The organism is Halorussus vallis (genome assembly GCF_024138165.1).
In the GTDB taxonomy this organism is placed as follows: domain Archaea; phylum Halobacteriota; class Halobacteria; order Halobacteriales; family Haladaptataceae; genus Halorussus; species Halorussus vallis.
On the sequence record NZ_CP100000.1, the window covers coordinates 2051163 to 2065568 of the forward strand.

Here is a 14406-nt window from a genome sequence, read left to right on the forward strand (position 1 = left end):
CGCGGCGGTGCCGCGGCCGAAATAGTTGCCCGCGCAGGCGACCACATCCTTCGGACGCGAGCGCCCGGCCCCTTTCAGTCCCGCCCACGGTGGTCTGTGAAACCGAGCGCTTCCGGAGGTCTATGTCGTCGGGCGCTTCCAGTGGAACCTGTCACCGGCCGTCCCTGGTAGTTGGTGTCACCGAGCGCCTCTGTCGTCCGGCCAGCGACTGTCGGCGCGTCGAGGGGTTCGCGTACCGTTCCCGGAACTCACTCGTCTCCGTCCCGCCGGAGTTCGTCGGCCGCGCGGGCCGCCATGCGGGCGACCCGAACCGGTTCGGGTCGCCCGCCCTCGGGCGTGAACGCCCGGACCGCGTCGCGGGCCTCTCCCGGGTCGACGCCGACCGACCGGACGAAGACCGCCTGGTCGTTGACCGAGAGTCGCTCTCTTGGGGGTTGGGCGTCGAGGAGTTCGAGTCGCCGGTCGAGGGCGTCGCCCTCGAACTCGGCTTCGAGGGCGCCCCGGAGGCCCGGACTCTCCTCGAAGGTCACCGAAATCGCGGGGCGGTCGGTCGCCTCCGCGACTCGGTGGAGGTCCACGACGTTGTACCACGAGAGCGCGATACCCGCCAGTAGCAGGTAGCGCACGTCCTCTCGGTCGAGTTTCCGAAAAATCGAAACGACGGTGTCGGTGGCGTCGGTGCCGCCGACGGTGGCGGTGTCGTAGGCGAACCCGTCGACCACGCGACTCGCCCTGACGACGGTCCCGGCGAGCGTGCTACGGCGGCCGCGGTAGGATTCCGCGACGCCCAGCGCGCGAACGCCGGGCTTCACGGCTCAGGCCTCTTCGTCGTCCTTGATGTCTTTGAGGCGGTCGAGCAGTTCGTCGTTCGACGCGCCGATCTCGAAGTCGACTTTCCCCTCGTGGGAGTTCTCCTCCGTGGCGACGCCGCTGTCGTCGTCCACGTCGTAGTTCTGGTCCTCTTGTTCGGACTCGTCGTAGCTCCCAAATCCCATGGCTATCGAATAGTAGGGTCGCCGTTCACTAAAGTCCCCCGCCGCCCATCAGTCTTTTGAGGGGTGCGGGCGAAAAGCCCGGCATGCAGGTGTACAACGTCACCGCCGACGCGGAGACGTTCACGGCCAACGTCTTCCTCGCGACCGGCGATCGGAACGTCCTCGTCGACGCCGGGGCCATGCCGGGGGTCGTCGACGCCGTGAAGGAACACGTCGACGACGTGGACGCCGTGGTTCTCACCCACCAGCACGGCGACCACGTGGCCGAACTCGACGCGGTGCTCGACGCCTTCGACGCGGACCTCTACTGCTACGGCGACCACCCGCGCCGGACCGAGAAACTCGACGACGGCGACGAGGTCGAAATCGGCGACGAGAGGTTCGAGGCGGTGTACTCGCCGGGCCACGCAGACGACCACCTCGCGTTCGTCTCCGACTCCACCATCTTCAGCGGCGACGTCGTGGTCTACAGCGACGGCGCGTTCGACGACGGCAGTTTCGGCCGGACCGACATGGAGGGCCAGTCCCGGGAGCGAGAAATCGAGAGCATCCGGACAATCCTCGACCGACTGCCCGAAAGCGTCGAGAACATGTACGCGGGCCACGGCGAGGACTTCCACGGCGATGTCCGGGAAGTAATCGAGCGGTCGCTAGAGCGGGCCGAACGGCGCGAACCGAAATATCCGGACGAGTAAAGAGACGAGAGTCGCGTTCCGTTCTCAGTCGGCGGTCGCGGGCGACTCGGTCGATTCGTCGGCCTCGTACGCCTCGGCGTACTCGACGAAGTTCCGCAGAATGCGCAGACCCAGGTCGCCGCTCTTCTCGGGGTGGAACTGCGTTCCCATCACGTTACCGGCGTCGTTCGCGGCGACGGCCGCGAACGACCCGCCGTAGTCGCAGGCGCAGACCGCGCTGTCGTCCGTCGCCGCGCGGTAGGAGTGGACGAAGTAGGCGTAGTCGCCGTCGGCGATGCCGTCGGCGAGCGGGTGGTCGCGCTCGACGGTGAGTTCGTTCCAGCCCATGTGCGGAACCTTGACGTCGTCGCCCGAGAGCCGGACGACCCGGCCGGGTATCAGGTCGAGGCCCGTGACGGTTTCGCCGTCGGGCGCGCCCTCCTCGCTCTCGGTGTAGAGCAGTTGCAGACCGACGCAGACGCCGAGTATCGGGGTGTCTTCGGCAGCGTCGACGAGCGCGTCGTGGAACGGTTCGGAGTTGCGCATGCACTCTTCGAACGCGCCGACGCCGGGCAGCACGACGGCCTCGGCCGCCGCGATCTCGTCGGGGTCGTCGCTCACCTCGACGCTCGCGCCCGCGCGTTCGAGGCCGCGACGGAGGCTCCGGAGGTTGCCGACGCCGTAGTCGATGACCGTGACGTTCACACCGGAACGTGGCGGCCGAGTCCCTTGGCTCTTCCCGATGCGGCGGCGATTACGGGCGCGAAAATCCCCTCACTCCTCGTCGGCCTCGCCCTCCCAGAAGTCCACGTCGGCGTCCTCGGGGAAGAACCCCGAGAGGACGCGGTCGGCCGGGTCGCCGCCGGGCGGCGACCCGGCGTAGACGCCGACCTTCCCCGAGTCGGGGTAGCCCAGCACGTCGGGGTCGTTCATCTCCGAAATCGCGAGGAAGCGGAGCGGTTCGTCGCCGTCGTTTCGGAACTGGTGGGCGCTGTCCTCGCCCGCGGGCAGAGCGACGTAGCCACCGGGCGGTACCGTCGTCTCGCCCTCGGGCGTCCGGAGCGTTACCTCACCCGAGAGGATGTAAGCGGCCTCCTCGTTCCCGATGTGGTAGTGGTAGGGCCACACCTTCTTGCCGGGCGGGACCTCGTAGAGGCTACATCCCAGTCGCTCGCCGCCGGCGGCCGCGCCGAGTCGCACCCGGCGGAACTCGTGGTCGCCGCGTTCGGTCGACTCCCACTCGCGGTCGTCGGCGGCGACGATTCGGTCGGAATCCTCCATGCCGGGTCTTCGCGGCCGAGCGGAAAGAAGCTACTCGCGGGTCGTCATTTCGCTCGTTCTTCGAGACGCGCCGAGCGACAGCTCGGCGCGTCTCGATACTCGCGGAAGGAGGCGTGACCGGGCGGAGATGCGACTAGACGAACGGAGAACGCGAAAATCGAGCGGGCGATTACGCGTTGCGCGGTTCCTTGCTCTTCGGGCGGAGCTTCTTGTACCCGCACTTACGGCACTTGTCGGCGCCCTTGGGGTTGCGGGCGTTGCACCGCATGCAGATCATCTTGTCGAGGGTACGCGCTTCCGCCTTCTCGAAACTAGCCATACGGGCGAGTTTGGCGCGGTCGCGTTTAAACCTTACCGAGTCGGTCCGAGCGCCGGCGGGCGACAAGCTATAATCGGCTCGGCGGCGTCCCCGCTCCATGCGCCGAAGCAGCGTCTTCGCGGTCGCGCTCGCGGCGGTCCTGCTCGCGGTGAGCGCGTTCGCGCCGGTCGGTGGCGCGGCGCTCGCTGCCGACGCCGAGCGAGTCCAGCGTTCGGACCGGGCCGGTCCGACCGAGATATCGTCCTGCACCGACATCACCGAATCCGGCGAGTACATGTTGACCGGCCGCATTGACAACAGGTCGGCGACGAGGCCTTCGTCGGGGCTGGGCGCCTGCATCTCCATCGCGGCCGACGACGTGACGCTCCGCGGCCGGGGCCACACCGTCGCGGGCGGCGACAGTCCGGGCGTCGTCGGCGTCCTGGTCCAGGGGCCGAAGATGCTCTCGAACGTCACCGTCCGGAACCTCCGGACCACCGGCTGGGGCGCGGGCGTCGCGGCCGTCGGCGTCCGAGACGCGACGTTCCGGAACGTCTCGGCGGTCGGCAACCTCGGCGACGGCTTCTTCGTCGAGCGCGCGCCAAACGCGACGCTGGTCGACGCGACCGCCCGCGGAAGCAACACGGGCGTGTTCCTGCGGAACGCCGACGGCGCACGGGTGGTCGGCGGCGCAATCGTCGACAACATCGCGGGCGTCACGGTCGAGCGCTCGAACCGCGCGACCGTGACGGGCGCGAACGTCAGCCGGAACCGCCGGTACGGCGTCGGCGTCTTCGACTCGGCGAACGCGACGGTCGCCGACGTGACCGCGGCGGCCAACGGCTTCGCGGGCGTGGCGCTGTCCCGCGCCGACCGGGCGGTCGTCCGAAACGTCACGGTCGCGGCACCGACCGTCGGCGCCGAGGACTCGGTCGGCGTCCTCGTCAACGATTCGCGCGGCGTCGACCTCGTCGACGTCGCGCTCGGCGGCGGAGTCGGCTGGCCGCTCTACGCGACCGGCGGTTCGACCGTGGTCGGCGAGCGGGTCGAACTCGGCGGCGAAACCCTCTCGTTCGACCTCCGGGACGTGGCACTCGACGCGGCCGACGCGACGCCGCCGCTCCCCGCCGGCCGCCGAATCGTCGGCGGGCCGTTCGTCGCGACGCCGACCGGCGAGAGCGCACACCTTCGGCTCTCGGTCGACTATCGGGACCGGGCCGGAACCGCTGGCGAGACGGGCAGCGAGCCGAGCGGGGCACCGTCCGGGGAGGCACCGTCGCTGTGGCGGTTCGGCCCCGACGGCTGGACGCCCCTCGATGGGGCGAGCGGGGACGAGAACGAAGACGAGAATGGGGTCGAGAAGGAGGGCGAAGGCGGGGACGGCGCCGAATCGAACCTCGCGTCGGCGACCCTCGCCGACCTCGACGAGAACGGGACCGTGGTCGCGGTCCTCGCCCCGGAGCACCGGAACGCGACGACCGCGCCCGCCGGGCGGTAGCTACGGGGCGGCTACGCTTCGTTGCCGGCGTCGAGGTACTCCTGCTGGACCGTGACGACCTCCGAGGAGTCCTCGCAGTCGGCGTAGCGCCGGAGGGGTTCGGCGTTGAGTTCAAGGAACGTCTCGCCCCACCGGAACTTCGCGAGGATCTCCTCGGCCTGCTCGCGCTCGCCGAGAATCGTCAGGGCGGCCGCGAACGCCTCGACGGTGTTGAGTTTGAACGGCTTGCCGTAGTTGACGGGGTTGGCCGCGACGAGGAACGGGAGCGCGCGGTGGACGCCCGGCATCTCGAACAGCGCGCGCTCGGCGGTCTCCCACGAGCAGTCGAGCGCCACGAGGGTGTCTGTCTCGGCACGGTCGGCCGGCGAGAGCGCCCGCTCGGCGTGCGGGTTCAGGACGATGCCGTAGGGCGTCGCGCGGGCCGAGCGGTGCAGTTCCGCGAGGTCGAACCGCGCCAGTTTCCTCGCGGTGCACTTGTCGGGGTCGTCGTCGCCCTCGTACCGGACGTGAAGTTTCACTCTATCCCGACCGTAGGCGCATCGGCTTGAAAAGTCGCTCGTTCGTAAAAATCGGGGAGAGCTTGGCAGACACCAGCACTTCGACAGACGTGACCGCCTCGAAAGCCCCCGGACGTTCTGTCGCCGGAAATCGAGAGGTGATGGAGGAAACCGCTGCGATGAACAGCCAGAAAGCCCCCGGGCGCTCGCGGTCGCTGCGACGGGATATTCGGCTCGCACCTCCGGTGCTCGCCGAATAGTTGCCCGCGCAGACGACCAGGGGCCTGCGGCCCGCGAGCGCCCGGCCCCTTTCAGTCCCACCCGGTGGTTGGCCGCACCGAGCGACACCTTACCCAAGATGCGCCTGCCGAAACTGTTTCCGTGTCGAATCTTCGCGCCCACCCCCGGCGCGTGCTGGCGCGGCTCGCGGCTTGAGCCGCGCCTTCTTCGCGCGAGGGATGACTGAGTGCCCGCAGGGCACGAAGGAATCGGTTGGGGAGGGTGTGGTTCGGGAGGGTGAAAGGGGCCGCCCGCTCGCGTCCGGAGGACGTGGTCGTCTCAGCGACCCCTATGTGCGGCACGGCGGAGCCGTGCCGCGGATATGTCGGTGAGCGACCGCGAGCGGGCGGGGGCTTTCGAAGTAGTCACTGCCTCGGCTGTTGTTACATCTCGTAGCGAACGGGGGTTTCGAGAACGTCTCGTTTGCCGTAGTCGTCGCCGTCACCGTGTTCGGCCAACGCAAACCTACAGTGCTTTCGAAGTGTTCTCCGTTACCGCGTCTTAGACGCGGCGTACACGGCCTGAAACGTTCAAAACCGCCCTCGTACCGACGACGAAACGCGACTCACTCCGACGAAGAATCCCCGCAAGCTATGTACCTCCTGAGTATACGAGGCGAGTGTGCCGCGGTTCGACTACCCCTGCCCCGACTGCCGGACGACGAGCAACCTTCACGGCCCGGACTGCCGCTTCGAAGGCGAGCAGTGGGCCGACATCGAGAAGGCGTACGTCGACGTCGTGGCGATGCTCTCGGGCGGCCCGCTGGGCGAGGACGCCCTGCGCGACGCCGCCCACGGCCGCTGGGGCAAACTCCACCAGGCCGCGCTGGACCGCCTGCGCCACGAACAGCGCGTCGTGGAAACCGACGGCGGACAACTCGAACTCCTGACCGCCGAGCAGTACAAGGAACACGTCACCGACCCCACCGTCGAACCCATCCAGACCGTCGCCCGGAAGGGGTCGGTCCCCGGCGCCCACGACAACGCCGTCTTCGCCATGATCGCGTGGTACGAGATGGTCGGCCTCTCGTGGGAGGAAACCAGAGAGCGCGTCGTCGAGTGGCTCCACGACACCGGCACGTGGACCCGCGGGGGCTTCGAGGAGGCCACGCCCGAGGAGCTGGTCAACCGCAAGCGCCACGTCTACGAGGCGGGGTACGGCTGGAAGGAGAAGGCCGAGGCCGCAAAGGCCGTCATCGACCGGAGTCTGTAGCCGGGACGACAGCGGAGCCGGTTGCGACCCGACCACCGGTCCCCGGACGAACACTCGACTACGGGTTTCCGTCGCAATAATCGCCGGAGTCTATCACGGACGACCCTCGACGAATTCGGGAGTCGGCGTCAACCCAGGTTCCGCCGTCCCCCGAATTAGCCATTCAATTTTTGTAGGGCGATAATGTAATCCAGCTTGTAAACGTCTGACGATGGTTTACCCGGTACGTCCCGGGAAATAAAGAAGATAACTATGAAACCGGGGGAACTCTCTATCGACGAGGTGTTTGCACTGCTGGCGAACAGACGCCGACGGTACGTCTTCTACTGTCTGGAGCGGGAGGACGTGAGCAACACCGTCGGACTGGACGAACTCGCCGCCCAGGTGGTCGAGTGGGAGCGCGAGTGGGACGGCAGGACGAATCGGAACCCGTCCGAACACCACGAGTTCGTCCGCATCGAACTCCACCACAACCACCTTCCGAGGATCGCCGAGACGCCGCTCATCGACTACGACGCCCGGACCAGGACGGTCCGCCACTGGGAGGACTCCTCGCTCGAAGACTGGGTGGAGGACGACCACCCCGAGCGCGAGCACTTCCGGGAACTGCTGGAGACGGGGTGACGGGGAATCGGTTCGAACGCGGTCGAGAAGAGACGAGGAGCGAAAAGCGTCGAGACGACGAAGAGCGTCGAGGCGACGGAACGCCGACCCGGACAGTCGCTCTGGCAGTCAGTCGCTCTGGATGCGCGGTGCGAGCATGAAGGTGACGTTGCCCTGCCCCTCGGCGATGTCGAAGTGGAGTTTGACCGGGAACTCCTCGCCGAGTTCGACGCGGACCTCGGCGTCGCTCGGGATAGCCTTGTCCATGTCCTTCAGGTAGTCGAGGCTGAACAGCGAGCGGGCGTCGCCGGCCTGGAGGTCGATGAGGTCGTCGCGGTCGAGTTCGAGGCGCACGTCGTCGGTGTCGCCCTCGGCCTCGACGACGAACGTCTCGTCGCTCTCGCTGACCGACAGCGCGATATGGTCGCTGACCATGTCGGCGGCCTTGACCGCCCGGTCGATGTCCTTGCCCTCGACGACGATCTCGGCGGGGAGGTCGAGGTCCGGGATGTCGGGTTCCTGGCGGATGGAGTCGGGGTCGATGAGCGCCAGCGTATAGGCCAGTCCGTCGATCTGGATGTGAAGCTTGCGCGTCTCCTCGTCGAGTTCGAGTTGGACGGGCTGGTCGCCGTTGGCCATGCCGGCGATCTCCTTGAGTCGGTCGAGGTTGACGCCGATGATACCGCCGTCAGCCTCGTAGGATTCGAACGCCTCCGCGGAGAGATTCAGGTCTACCATCCCCACGTTCGCGGGGTCGACGGCCCGGATGAGAAGTTCGTCCTCTTCGAGGTGAATCTTACATTCGTCGACGAGCACGCCCACCGAGTCGATAGTCTCCTTGAGCGTGTCGGCACTCACGATGGCCTTAAACATCTTGACGGCAGGTACGAACCCCCAGCATAAAAAAGACCCGTTCAGGCGCGCGTGCGTGGGTGCGGAATCAAGGTGACTGTAACGTCGGCCTACCCCCGGGAAACGCCGAGCGTCGGGACGGACAAGCGAAGCCTGTAAACCGCTCTCTTGGACGGCCGGCGACTCACGTCGGACGGCTGGTGAGTGCACACCCTTATCCGCGGCGAGACGCTGACTACGGGTACGATGAAACGAGGAAACTGCGGATTGTGGGAGGGCCGTCGCGCGTCGGCAGGGGGTGGCATCGGTGAGTGAACGCGCGTCCCCCACCGCAGAGACGGACGACGTCGAGTACGTCGAGTCCGCAGTCGAGGCGCTCCGGTCGAGTCGGGCGTTCCGCGGTCCGGCCGAACCAATCGAGAACCACGACCACGCGAACGGCCACTTCGCACTCGTCTACGACTCCCGGAAAGAGCAGTTCGCCGCCGTCGCTCCGTTCGTTCGCCAGGGACTCGAACGCGGCGAGCGGTGCCTCTACGTCGCCGGCGAGAACTCCCGGGAGGACGTCGAGGAGGCGATGCGCGACCACGGCGTCGACGTGGACGCCGCCCTCGAATCGGGGCAGTTGTCCATCCACGACGAGCGGGAAACCTACCTCCGAAACGAGACGTTCGACGCCGACGAGACCGTCGAGTTCATCGACGCCGCCATCGAGGAGGCCACCGAAGAGTACGAGGGGCTCCGCATGGCCGGCGAGATGAGCACCGTCCTACGCGAAGACCCCGAGGGCGAGGAACTCGTCAGATGCGAGGCCAAGGCGAACTACCTCTTCGACGACGCCGACGGCATCGCGCTCTGTCAGTATAACCGGAACCTGTTCCCCTCGGAGGTCATCCGCGACGTCATCAGCACCCACCCGCTCCTCGTCCACGACGGGCGGATCAGCCACAACGTCTACTACACGCCGCCCGGGGAGTTCTTCGGCCCCGAGAAGTCCGAACGGGAGGTCGAGCGCCTGCTCGGGTCGCTCGGTGAGCAGACCGACGCGGAGGTCGACCGCCGCCAGCGCGAGCGGTTCCTGCGCGAGAGTTACCGAATCACGGCCGACCCCGCGCTCGACTTCGAGCAGAAGCTCCAGCAGTTGTTCGACCTCGGCTGCGAGCAGTTCGGCCTCGAACTCGGCGCGATGGCCAAAGTCGACCCCGACGCCGACCGGTTCGAGGTCGAACACGTCAGCGCCGACCACGAACACTTCGCGCCCGGACTCGAACTCCCGCTGCCGGATACCGACCACACCGCGGCCGCCGACGCCGACGCGGTCGAGAGCGTCGGCAAACCCGACGGATACGGTTACGACGTCACCGTCGGGGGCGAGTTCGGCTTCGAGACGTACCTCGGCACGTACATCGAGGTCAAGGGCGACCTCGACCGGACGTTCTTCTTCGTCTCCGAGGAGCCGCGCCGCGAGCCGTTCTCGGACAACGAACACCTCTTCCAGCGGTTGCTCGGTCAGTGGGTGAACTACGAACTCGAACGCCGCCAGCGCGAGCGGGAACTCCGCGAGCGGACCGAGCACCTGAGCGCGCTCGTCGAAACCACCCCCGAGTGCATCAAGACCGTCGACGCCGACGGGACGTTGCTCCAGATGAACACGGCCGGGCTGGAGATGGTGGAGGCCGACGCGGAGTCGGACGTGATCGGCGAGTCCGTCTACGGCCTCGTCGCGCCCGAACACCGCGAGCGGTTCCGCGAGTTCAACGAGCGAATCTGTCGGGGCGAGCGCGGAACGATGGAGTTCGACATCGTCGGCCTGGAGGGAACGCGTCGGCACATGGAGACGCACGCGGCGCCGCTGCACCTCCCCGACGGGACGACCGCCCACGTGGCCCTGACGCGCGACATCACCGACCGGGTCGAGCGCGAACGGCGACTCGAGGAGACGGTCGAGGAACTCGAGGAGTCCAACGAGCGCCTCGAATCGTTCGCCAGCATGCTCGCCCACGAACTCCGCAACCCCGTCGCCATCGGTCAGATATACGGCCAACGACTGCCGGACGAGTCCGACTCGGAGGCCGTCGAGTACGTCACCGAGGCGTTCGACCGCATCGAGGAGATGATCGACGTGATGCTGGTGCTGACCCGGGGTCGGGAAGCGGTCGGCGACCGGACGGCGGTCGACCTCGCGGCCGTCGCCCGGGAGGCGTGGGGCGACGTGCACGCGCCGGACGCCACCCTCGACGTCGCCGTCGACCGGACGATACGGGCCGACGAGGCGTACGTCCGACAGCTCTTCCGGAACCTCCTGGAGAACGCCGTGGAACACGGGGCCGACCGCCCCCGGCCCGACGATGACCGAGACGAGCGCGACGGACGCGGCGTCTCGGTCACCGTCGGGCGACTCCCCACCGGGTTCTACGTCGCCGACGACGGCCGCGGCGTCCCGGTCGAGGACCGCGAGACGATCTTCGAACCGGGGTACACCACGGCCTCGGAGAACGGGGGGACCGGCCTCGGGTTGGCGTTCGTCCGAAAGCTCGTGTCGGTGTACGGGTGGGACTGCCGAGTGACCGAGAGCGAGGCGGGCGGTGCGCGCTTCGAGTTCCGAGACGTGGTGTGAGGCCCTCCCGGTGGGGCCGCCGAGACGGCTGATCGCGGGCATTCGCCACGCTTACCCGCAGTGACGACCAACCTCCCCTCGTAACCGAGCTTCGCAATCATGGCAAGGAAAGACCACTACTACAACAAATCGAAACAGGAGGGATACCGCTCGCGGGCCGCCTACAAGCTCAAACAACTGAATCGCGAGGAGCACCTCCTCCACGAGGGCGCGACGGTCGTGGACCTGGGGGCGGCCCCCGGCGGGTGGCTCCAGGTCGCCGCCCAAGAAGTCGGCGAGGACGGCACCGTCATCGGCGTCGACCTCCAGCGCATCGACCCGCTCGACGGCGTCGAAACCGTGCGGGGCGACATGACTGACGAGGAGACGAAGGAGAAGGTCCGCGAAATCGCGGGCGACTCGGTCGACGTCGTGCTCTCGGACATGGCCCCGAACATGACCGGCGAGTACAACCTCGACCACGCCCGGTCAGTCCACCTCGCCCGTCAGGCGTTCGAGACGGCGATGGACGTGCTCGACTCGGGCGGCGACTTCGCGGTGAAGGTGTTCGAGGGACAGGACCTGCCGGCCCTCCGCGAGGACGTCGAGGCCGAGTTCGAGTACGTCCGCACCATGAGCCCCGACGCCTCCCGCGAGGAGTCCTCCGAACTGTACCTCGTGGCGAAGGGTCGGCTGACCGGACCGGTCCGCGAAGGCGACACCCTGGAGGTCGAGATAGCGGACGTCGGAAGCGAGGGCGACGGCGTGGCGAAGGTCGACGGCTACACCCTGTTCGTCCCGGGCACGGAGGAGGGTGACACGGTGGAGGTCCGCGTGACCGACGTGAAGCCCAACTACGGGTTCGCCGAGAAAATCGCCGAAGAAGGAGAGTAGCGAGTCCTTCGACCCGGTTTCGCCCGCACGTTCTGAACCGATTTCGCCCGCGAGTCCGGACGCCGACGGCGTCCGGACTCGCGGGGCTTTTCTCGCGCTCCGTTCTCGCTCTCCGCGGTTCGGTATCGCGCCGCCTTCGAGCCGCCGTCAGATGCGGGCGCCGACGCCGACCCAGCGAACCGCGCCCCAGCCGAACAGGACGATGCCGACCATGAACGCGCCGAGCGCCGCGAGCATCAGGTCGGTGCCGGGCGCGGGACCGCCGAAGAACGGACCGCGAACGAGGAGCCAGCCGCCGGCGCTCGTGGCCAGAAGCCCGAGTATCGCCGCGAATCCGCCGAGAAGTTTGTACATGCTCCGCACACCGCAGGAATCGAATAAAACCGTTGTGGCCGTCGAAGGTCGATTGCAGTCGAGTCCCAGGGACGGTCGCGTCAGTTCTCGGACCGGTTCTTCGCCTCGTCGAGCCAGTTCGGCTCTTCGACCGTCGTCTCACCCACGTCCGAGATACCGAGCGAGAAGCCGACCGAGGCGCGCTGGCCGTCCTGTTCGGTCGTCACCTGGACGTCGAAGCCGTGGACGAGGCCCTGCTCGTCGACGAGCAGCGTCCCGTTGTACTCGGTGACGTTCACGCGGTCGGGCGCGGTCACGGCCGACTCGTTGGCCCGGAGGACGATGAGCTTCGTCCCGTCGACCTCGCGGACGCCGGTGGGTCGGAAGCTCACGTTCGACGCGAACTGTTCGACGTATCGCGCGCCGGTGTACGACGCCGGGACGAACTGCATCCCCTTGGGGGTGCGGTTCTGGACCCGGTACATCGACCGGTTGTCGACGGTCGTCTTCGTGTACTGCTTCTCGCTGGTGAGGTACATCGACACCTGCTGGCGCATCGCCGAGACGTTCGCCCGCACGTCGTCGCGGTCGGCGCCGACCGCGGCGTCCATCTCGACCGTCCGGTTACCCATCGAGGAGTTCTGGGACAGTTCCATCGAGAGCGTGAAACTCTCGTTTTCGAGCGCGGCCCGGTGGCCGTCGGCGAGCGCGGCGGCGTCGGTGCCGTTCTCCGAGACGCCGTCGGGGTACGAGACGTCGTCGAGCGTGGGGCCGGTGCCACCCGGCGCGTCCGACAGTGCGCCGGAGCACCCGGCGAGGGCGACGAGACAGCTAACTGCGAGCAACATGAAGATGTTCTTTCGCATACACCGAGCGACCGAGGCGGGGGTCAAAGAAGTGTCGGAGTCCGGCGGTGGGCCGACCGCCGGCCGGCGTCCGAATCCGACTCAGTCGGCCGGGCGGGGCGCGGGCGCGACCGACCTGCGCGACCGGAGGTAGCCGACGACGGCGTAGACGAACGGCGTGTCGGCCACCGCGATAAGGAGTTTCAGGAGGTACTGGCCGACGATCAGACCGAGGAGCGCGCTCGCGCCATAGGGGTCGCCGCCCCGGAGCGCCGGCATCAGCGCGAAGCCGACGGTGACGAAGATGACGGTGTCGAGCAGTTGGCTGGTCGCCGTCGACCCGACGTTGCGGAGCCAGAGGTGGTCGCCGCCGGTGGCCGCGCGGATGCGGTGGAACGCCCACACGTCCCAGTTCTGGCTCACGAGGTAGGCCAGCGAACTGGCGACGACGATGTTGGCGCTCGCGCCGAGCACCCGCGCGAACGTCTCGGGGGCGACCGAACTGAACGGCGCGGCCGGCGCGGCGATGGTCGAGTACACCAGCGCGACCAGCACGAAGTTCATCGCGAAGCCGACGTTGACCAGCTTGTGGGTCTCCTCGCGGCCGTAGAGTTCGGCGTGACAGTCCGAGGCGAAGAACGTCAGCGCGTAGGCCAGCGCCGCGCCGGGCATCACGAGCATCGCGCCCACGACCGGGAGTTTCACCGGGAGCGCGAAGCCGAGCAGTTTCGAGGCGGTCAACTGGGCGGTCACCAGCGCGGTGACGAACAGCGCGATCAGCGCGAGTCGGCCGACCGGGAGCGGGTGGGCATCTCGCACGCGCCCGTCAGTCATCTTCGAGTCTCCCGTGGCGCTCGTCTATCTCGTCCAGCACGTCGAGCATCTTCCGGACCGAGGCCCGAATCGCCTCGCTCCGGTTGACGAACTTACCGTCGTCGCCGACGTGGGCGTCGAGGTCGGCGAGGAGTTCGTCGGGCACTTCCACGCTTATCTTGCTCATACTCGGATAATATCGGCCTGGGTGGTTTAAACTATTCGACAGTCGCTTCGGGCGAGTTCGCGGAGTAGAGTCGGAAACGGGGCCAGACTGGAAAGAGGGCGACGAAGAACGAGTCGAACGCGATACCGGAGACGACGGACGAGAGGAGCTAGCTACTCTCGACACCGAAGAGAACATCATCCGACTCTGAACCGGTCCGCAATCGCGACCGCCACTCGCACTCCACAACTGAGTACCGCAACCGCACAGCACCGCGCCCCGACCCTCCCCGCTCGGGGTCTTCGACCCCTCGCGCATCCACTGGCTGGTGGCATCGGCCGAAACAGGAAGAGCAATCACCAGGCCCGACACCGAGTGAAGGTTGCGCGCCGCCACGCGGCGCGGGGAGGAGTGGGGACCTCGGTGGATGAAGGGCGACCGAGGCCGACCGAAAGGGAGGCCGAGCGAGGGCTTCTTCCCTCATTGGTGTCGGGAGTAGCTAGCGCCCTATAGCGGTCAGAGTTACCGTTTCGGTCGTCCTTGTTCGTCGCCGTCGTACACCGCTTTGGA

17 protein-coding genes are annotated in these 14406 nt (G+C 67.6%); 6 read left to right on the forward strand and 11 right to left on the reverse strand.

All coding sequences use genetic code 11. The annotated features are described in order from the left end of the window. Positions 1-248 precede the first annotated feature (248 nt). Together NGM07_RS10380 and NGM07_RS10385 are read right to left on the reverse strand one after the other, a co-directional pair. The gene (locus NGM07_RS10380) at positions 249-812 is read right to left on the reverse strand and encodes an endonuclease dU (RefSeq protein WP_253510875.1); all 564 of its coding nucleotides are present in this window, start codon (positions 810-812) and stop codon (positions 249-251) included. Between the two features lie 3 nt (positions 813-815). Continuing rightward, on the reverse strand, positions 816-995 hold the full coding sequence (locus NGM07_RS10385) for a DUF5786 family protein (RefSeq protein WP_253510878.1): 180 nt from the start codon (positions 993-995) through the stop codon (positions 816-818). Positions 996-1078: 83 nt separating this feature from the next. On the opposite strand from NGM07_RS10385, the gene NGM07_RS10390 reads away from it, so the two are divergent. After that, a complete protein-coding gene (locus NGM07_RS10390) occupies positions 1079-1690 on the forward strand; it encodes an MBL fold metallo-hydrolase (RefSeq protein WP_253510881.1) in 612 nt (203 codons plus the stop codon). A 24-nt stretch (positions 1691-1714) separates the two neighbouring features. Here NGM07_RS10390 and hisH read toward each other — a convergent pair whose 3' ends face one another. The 3 genes from hisH to NGM07_RS10405 all read right to left on the reverse strand — a co-directional run bounded on the left by hisH (position 1715) and on the right by NGM07_RS10405 (position 3269). Further along, a complete protein-coding gene (gene hisH, locus NGM07_RS10395; protein WP_253510884.1) occupies positions 1715-2374 on the reverse strand; it encodes an imidazole glycerol phosphate synthase subunit HisH in 660 nt (219 codons plus the stop codon). 69 nt (positions 2375-2443) lie between these two features. Further along, entirely contained in the window at positions 2444-2950 is a 507-nt protein-coding gene (locus NGM07_RS10400) for a cupin domain-containing protein (protein WP_253510887.1), read from the reverse strand. A 169-nt stretch (positions 2951-3119) separates the two neighbouring features. Then, entirely contained in the window at positions 3120-3269 is a 150-nt protein-coding gene (locus tag NGM07_RS10405; RefSeq protein ID WP_253510890.1) for a 50S ribosomal protein L40e, read from the reverse strand. Between the two features lie 97 nt (positions 3270-3366). Here NGM07_RS10405 and NGM07_RS10410 point away from each other — a divergent pair, with 97 nt between their 5' ends. Continuing rightward, on the forward strand, positions 3367-4746 hold the full coding sequence (locus tag NGM07_RS10410) for a NosD domain-containing protein (RefSeq protein ID WP_253510893.1): 1380 nt from the start codon (positions 3367-3369) through the stop codon (positions 4744-4746). Between the two features lie 11 nt (positions 4747-4757). On the opposite strand, the gene NGM07_RS10415 is transcribed toward NGM07_RS10410, so the two are convergent. After that, positions 4758-5264: a DUF367 family protein gene (locus NGM07_RS10415; protein WP_253510895.1), complete on the reverse strand. Its 507-nt coding sequence runs from the start codon at positions 5262-5264 to the stop codon at positions 4758-4760. A gap of 879 nt (positions 5265-6143) precedes the next feature. On the opposite strand from NGM07_RS10415, the gene NGM07_RS10420 reads away from it, so the two are divergent. Continuing rightward, positions 6144-6734: a DUF7474 family protein gene (locus tag NGM07_RS10420; RefSeq protein WP_253510897.1), complete on the forward strand. Its 591-nt coding sequence runs from the start codon at positions 6144-6146 to the stop codon at positions 6732-6734. Between the two features lie 252 nt (positions 6735-6986). Then, entirely contained in the window at positions 6987-7358 is a 372-nt protein-coding gene (locus NGM07_RS10425; RefSeq protein ID WP_253510900.1) for a DUF7344 domain-containing protein, read from the forward strand. A 108-nt stretch (positions 7359-7466) separates the two neighbouring features. On the opposite strand, the gene NGM07_RS10430 is transcribed toward NGM07_RS10425, so the two are convergent. Then, on the reverse strand, positions 7467-8210 hold the full coding sequence (locus tag NGM07_RS10430; RefSeq protein ID WP_253510903.1) for a DNA polymerase sliding clamp: 744 nt from the start codon (positions 8208-8210) through the stop codon (positions 7467-7469). A 286-nt stretch (positions 8211-8496) separates the two neighbouring features. On the opposite strand from NGM07_RS10430, the gene NGM07_RS10435 reads away from it, so the two are divergent. Together NGM07_RS10435 and NGM07_RS10440 are read left to right on the forward strand one after the other, a co-directional pair. After that, positions 8497-10806: an MEDS domain-containing protein gene (locus tag NGM07_RS10435; RefSeq protein ID WP_253510905.1), complete on the forward strand. Its 2310-nt coding sequence runs from the start codon at positions 8497-8499 to the stop codon at positions 10804-10806. A 99-nt stretch (positions 10807-10905) separates the two neighbouring features. Further along, positions 10906-11679: a 23S rRNA (uridine(2552)-2'-O)-methyltransferase gene (locus NGM07_RS10440; RefSeq protein ID WP_253510908.1), complete on the forward strand. Its 774-nt coding sequence runs from the start codon at positions 10906-10908 to the stop codon at positions 11677-11679. 147 nt (positions 11680-11826) lie between these two features. Here NGM07_RS10440 and NGM07_RS10445 read toward each other — a convergent pair whose 3' ends face one another. The 4 genes from NGM07_RS10445 to NGM07_RS10460 form a co-directional block, all read right to left on the reverse strand. Then, positions 11827-12033, reverse strand: a complete 207-nt coding sequence (locus tag NGM07_RS10445) for a DUF8132 family protein (protein ID WP_253510911.1) — start codon at positions 12031-12033, stop codon at positions 11827-11829. An 80-nt stretch (positions 12034-12113) separates the two neighbouring features. Continuing rightward, positions 12114-12878 (reverse strand): DUF7537 family lipoprotein, encoded by a 765-nt coding sequence (locus NGM07_RS10450; RefSeq protein WP_253510914.1) that lies wholly within the window; start codon positions 12876-12878, stop codon positions 12114-12116. An 81-nt stretch (positions 12879-12959) separates the two neighbouring features. Further along, positions 12960-13691 (reverse strand): queuosine precursor transporter, encoded by a 732-nt coding sequence (locus NGM07_RS10455; RefSeq protein WP_253510917.1) that lies wholly within the window; start codon positions 13689-13691, stop codon positions 12960-12962. After that, a complete protein-coding gene (locus NGM07_RS10460) occupies positions 13684-13857 on the reverse strand; it encodes a ribbon-helix-helix domain-containing protein (protein WP_253510920.1) in 174 nt (57 codons plus the stop codon). Before NGM07_RS10460 ends, NGM07_RS10455 begins: the two co-directional genes overlap by 8 nt. Between the last annotated feature and the right edge of the window lie 549 nt (positions 13858-14406).

What these genes read in the sequence shown, in the direction of transcription:
- NGM07_RS10450 (WP_253510914.1), bottom strand. Translation starts at nt 12,878, where the DNA reads ATGCGAAAGAACATCTTCATGTTGCTCGCAGTTAGCTGTCTCGTCGCC.
- NGM07_RS10445 (WP_253510911.1), bottom strand. Translation starts at nt 12,033, where the DNA reads ATGTACAAACTTCTCGGCGGATTCGCGGCGATACTCGGGCTTCTGGCC.
- NGM07_RS10400 (WP_253510887.1), bottom strand. Translation starts at nt 2,950, where the DNA reads ATGGAGGATTCCGACCGAATCGTCGCCGCCGACGACCGCGAGTGGGAG.
- NGM07_RS10390 (WP_253510881.1), top strand. Translation starts at nt 1,079, where the DNA reads ATGCAGGTGTACAACGTCACCGCCGACGCGGAGACGTTCACGGCCAAC.
- NGM07_RS10410 (WP_253510893.1), top strand. Translation starts at nt 3,367, where the DNA reads ATGCGCCGAAGCAGCGTCTTCGCGGTCGCGCTCGCGGCGGTCCTGCTC.
- NGM07_RS10460 (WP_253510920.1), bottom strand. Translation starts at nt 13,857, where the DNA reads ATGAGCAAGATAAGCGTGGAAGTGCCCGACGAACTCCTCGCCGACCTC.
- NGM07_RS10425 (WP_253510900.1), top strand. Translation starts at nt 6,987, where the DNA reads ATGAAACCGGGGGAACTCTCTATCGACGAGGTGTTTGCACTGCTGGCG.
- NGM07_RS10385 (WP_253510878.1), bottom strand. Translation starts at nt 995, where the DNA reads ATGGGATTTGGGAGCTACGACGAGTCCGAACAAGAGGACCAGAACTAC.
- NGM07_RS10405 (WP_253510890.1), bottom strand. Translation starts at nt 3,269, where the DNA reads ATGGCTAGTTTCGAGAAGGCGGAAGCGCGTACCCTCGACAAGATGATC.
- NGM07_RS10430 (WP_253510903.1), bottom strand. Translation starts at nt 8,210, where the DNA reads ATGTTTAAGGCCATCGTGAGTGCCGACACGCTCAAGGAGACTATCGAC.
- NGM07_RS10455 (WP_253510917.1), bottom strand. Translation starts at nt 13,691, where the DNA reads ATGACTGACGGGCGCGTGCGAGATGCCCACCCGCTCCCGGTCGGCCGA.
- NGM07_RS10440 (WP_253510908.1), top strand. Translation starts at nt 10,906, where the DNA reads ATGGCAAGGAAAGACCACTACTACAACAAATCGAAACAGGAGGGATAC.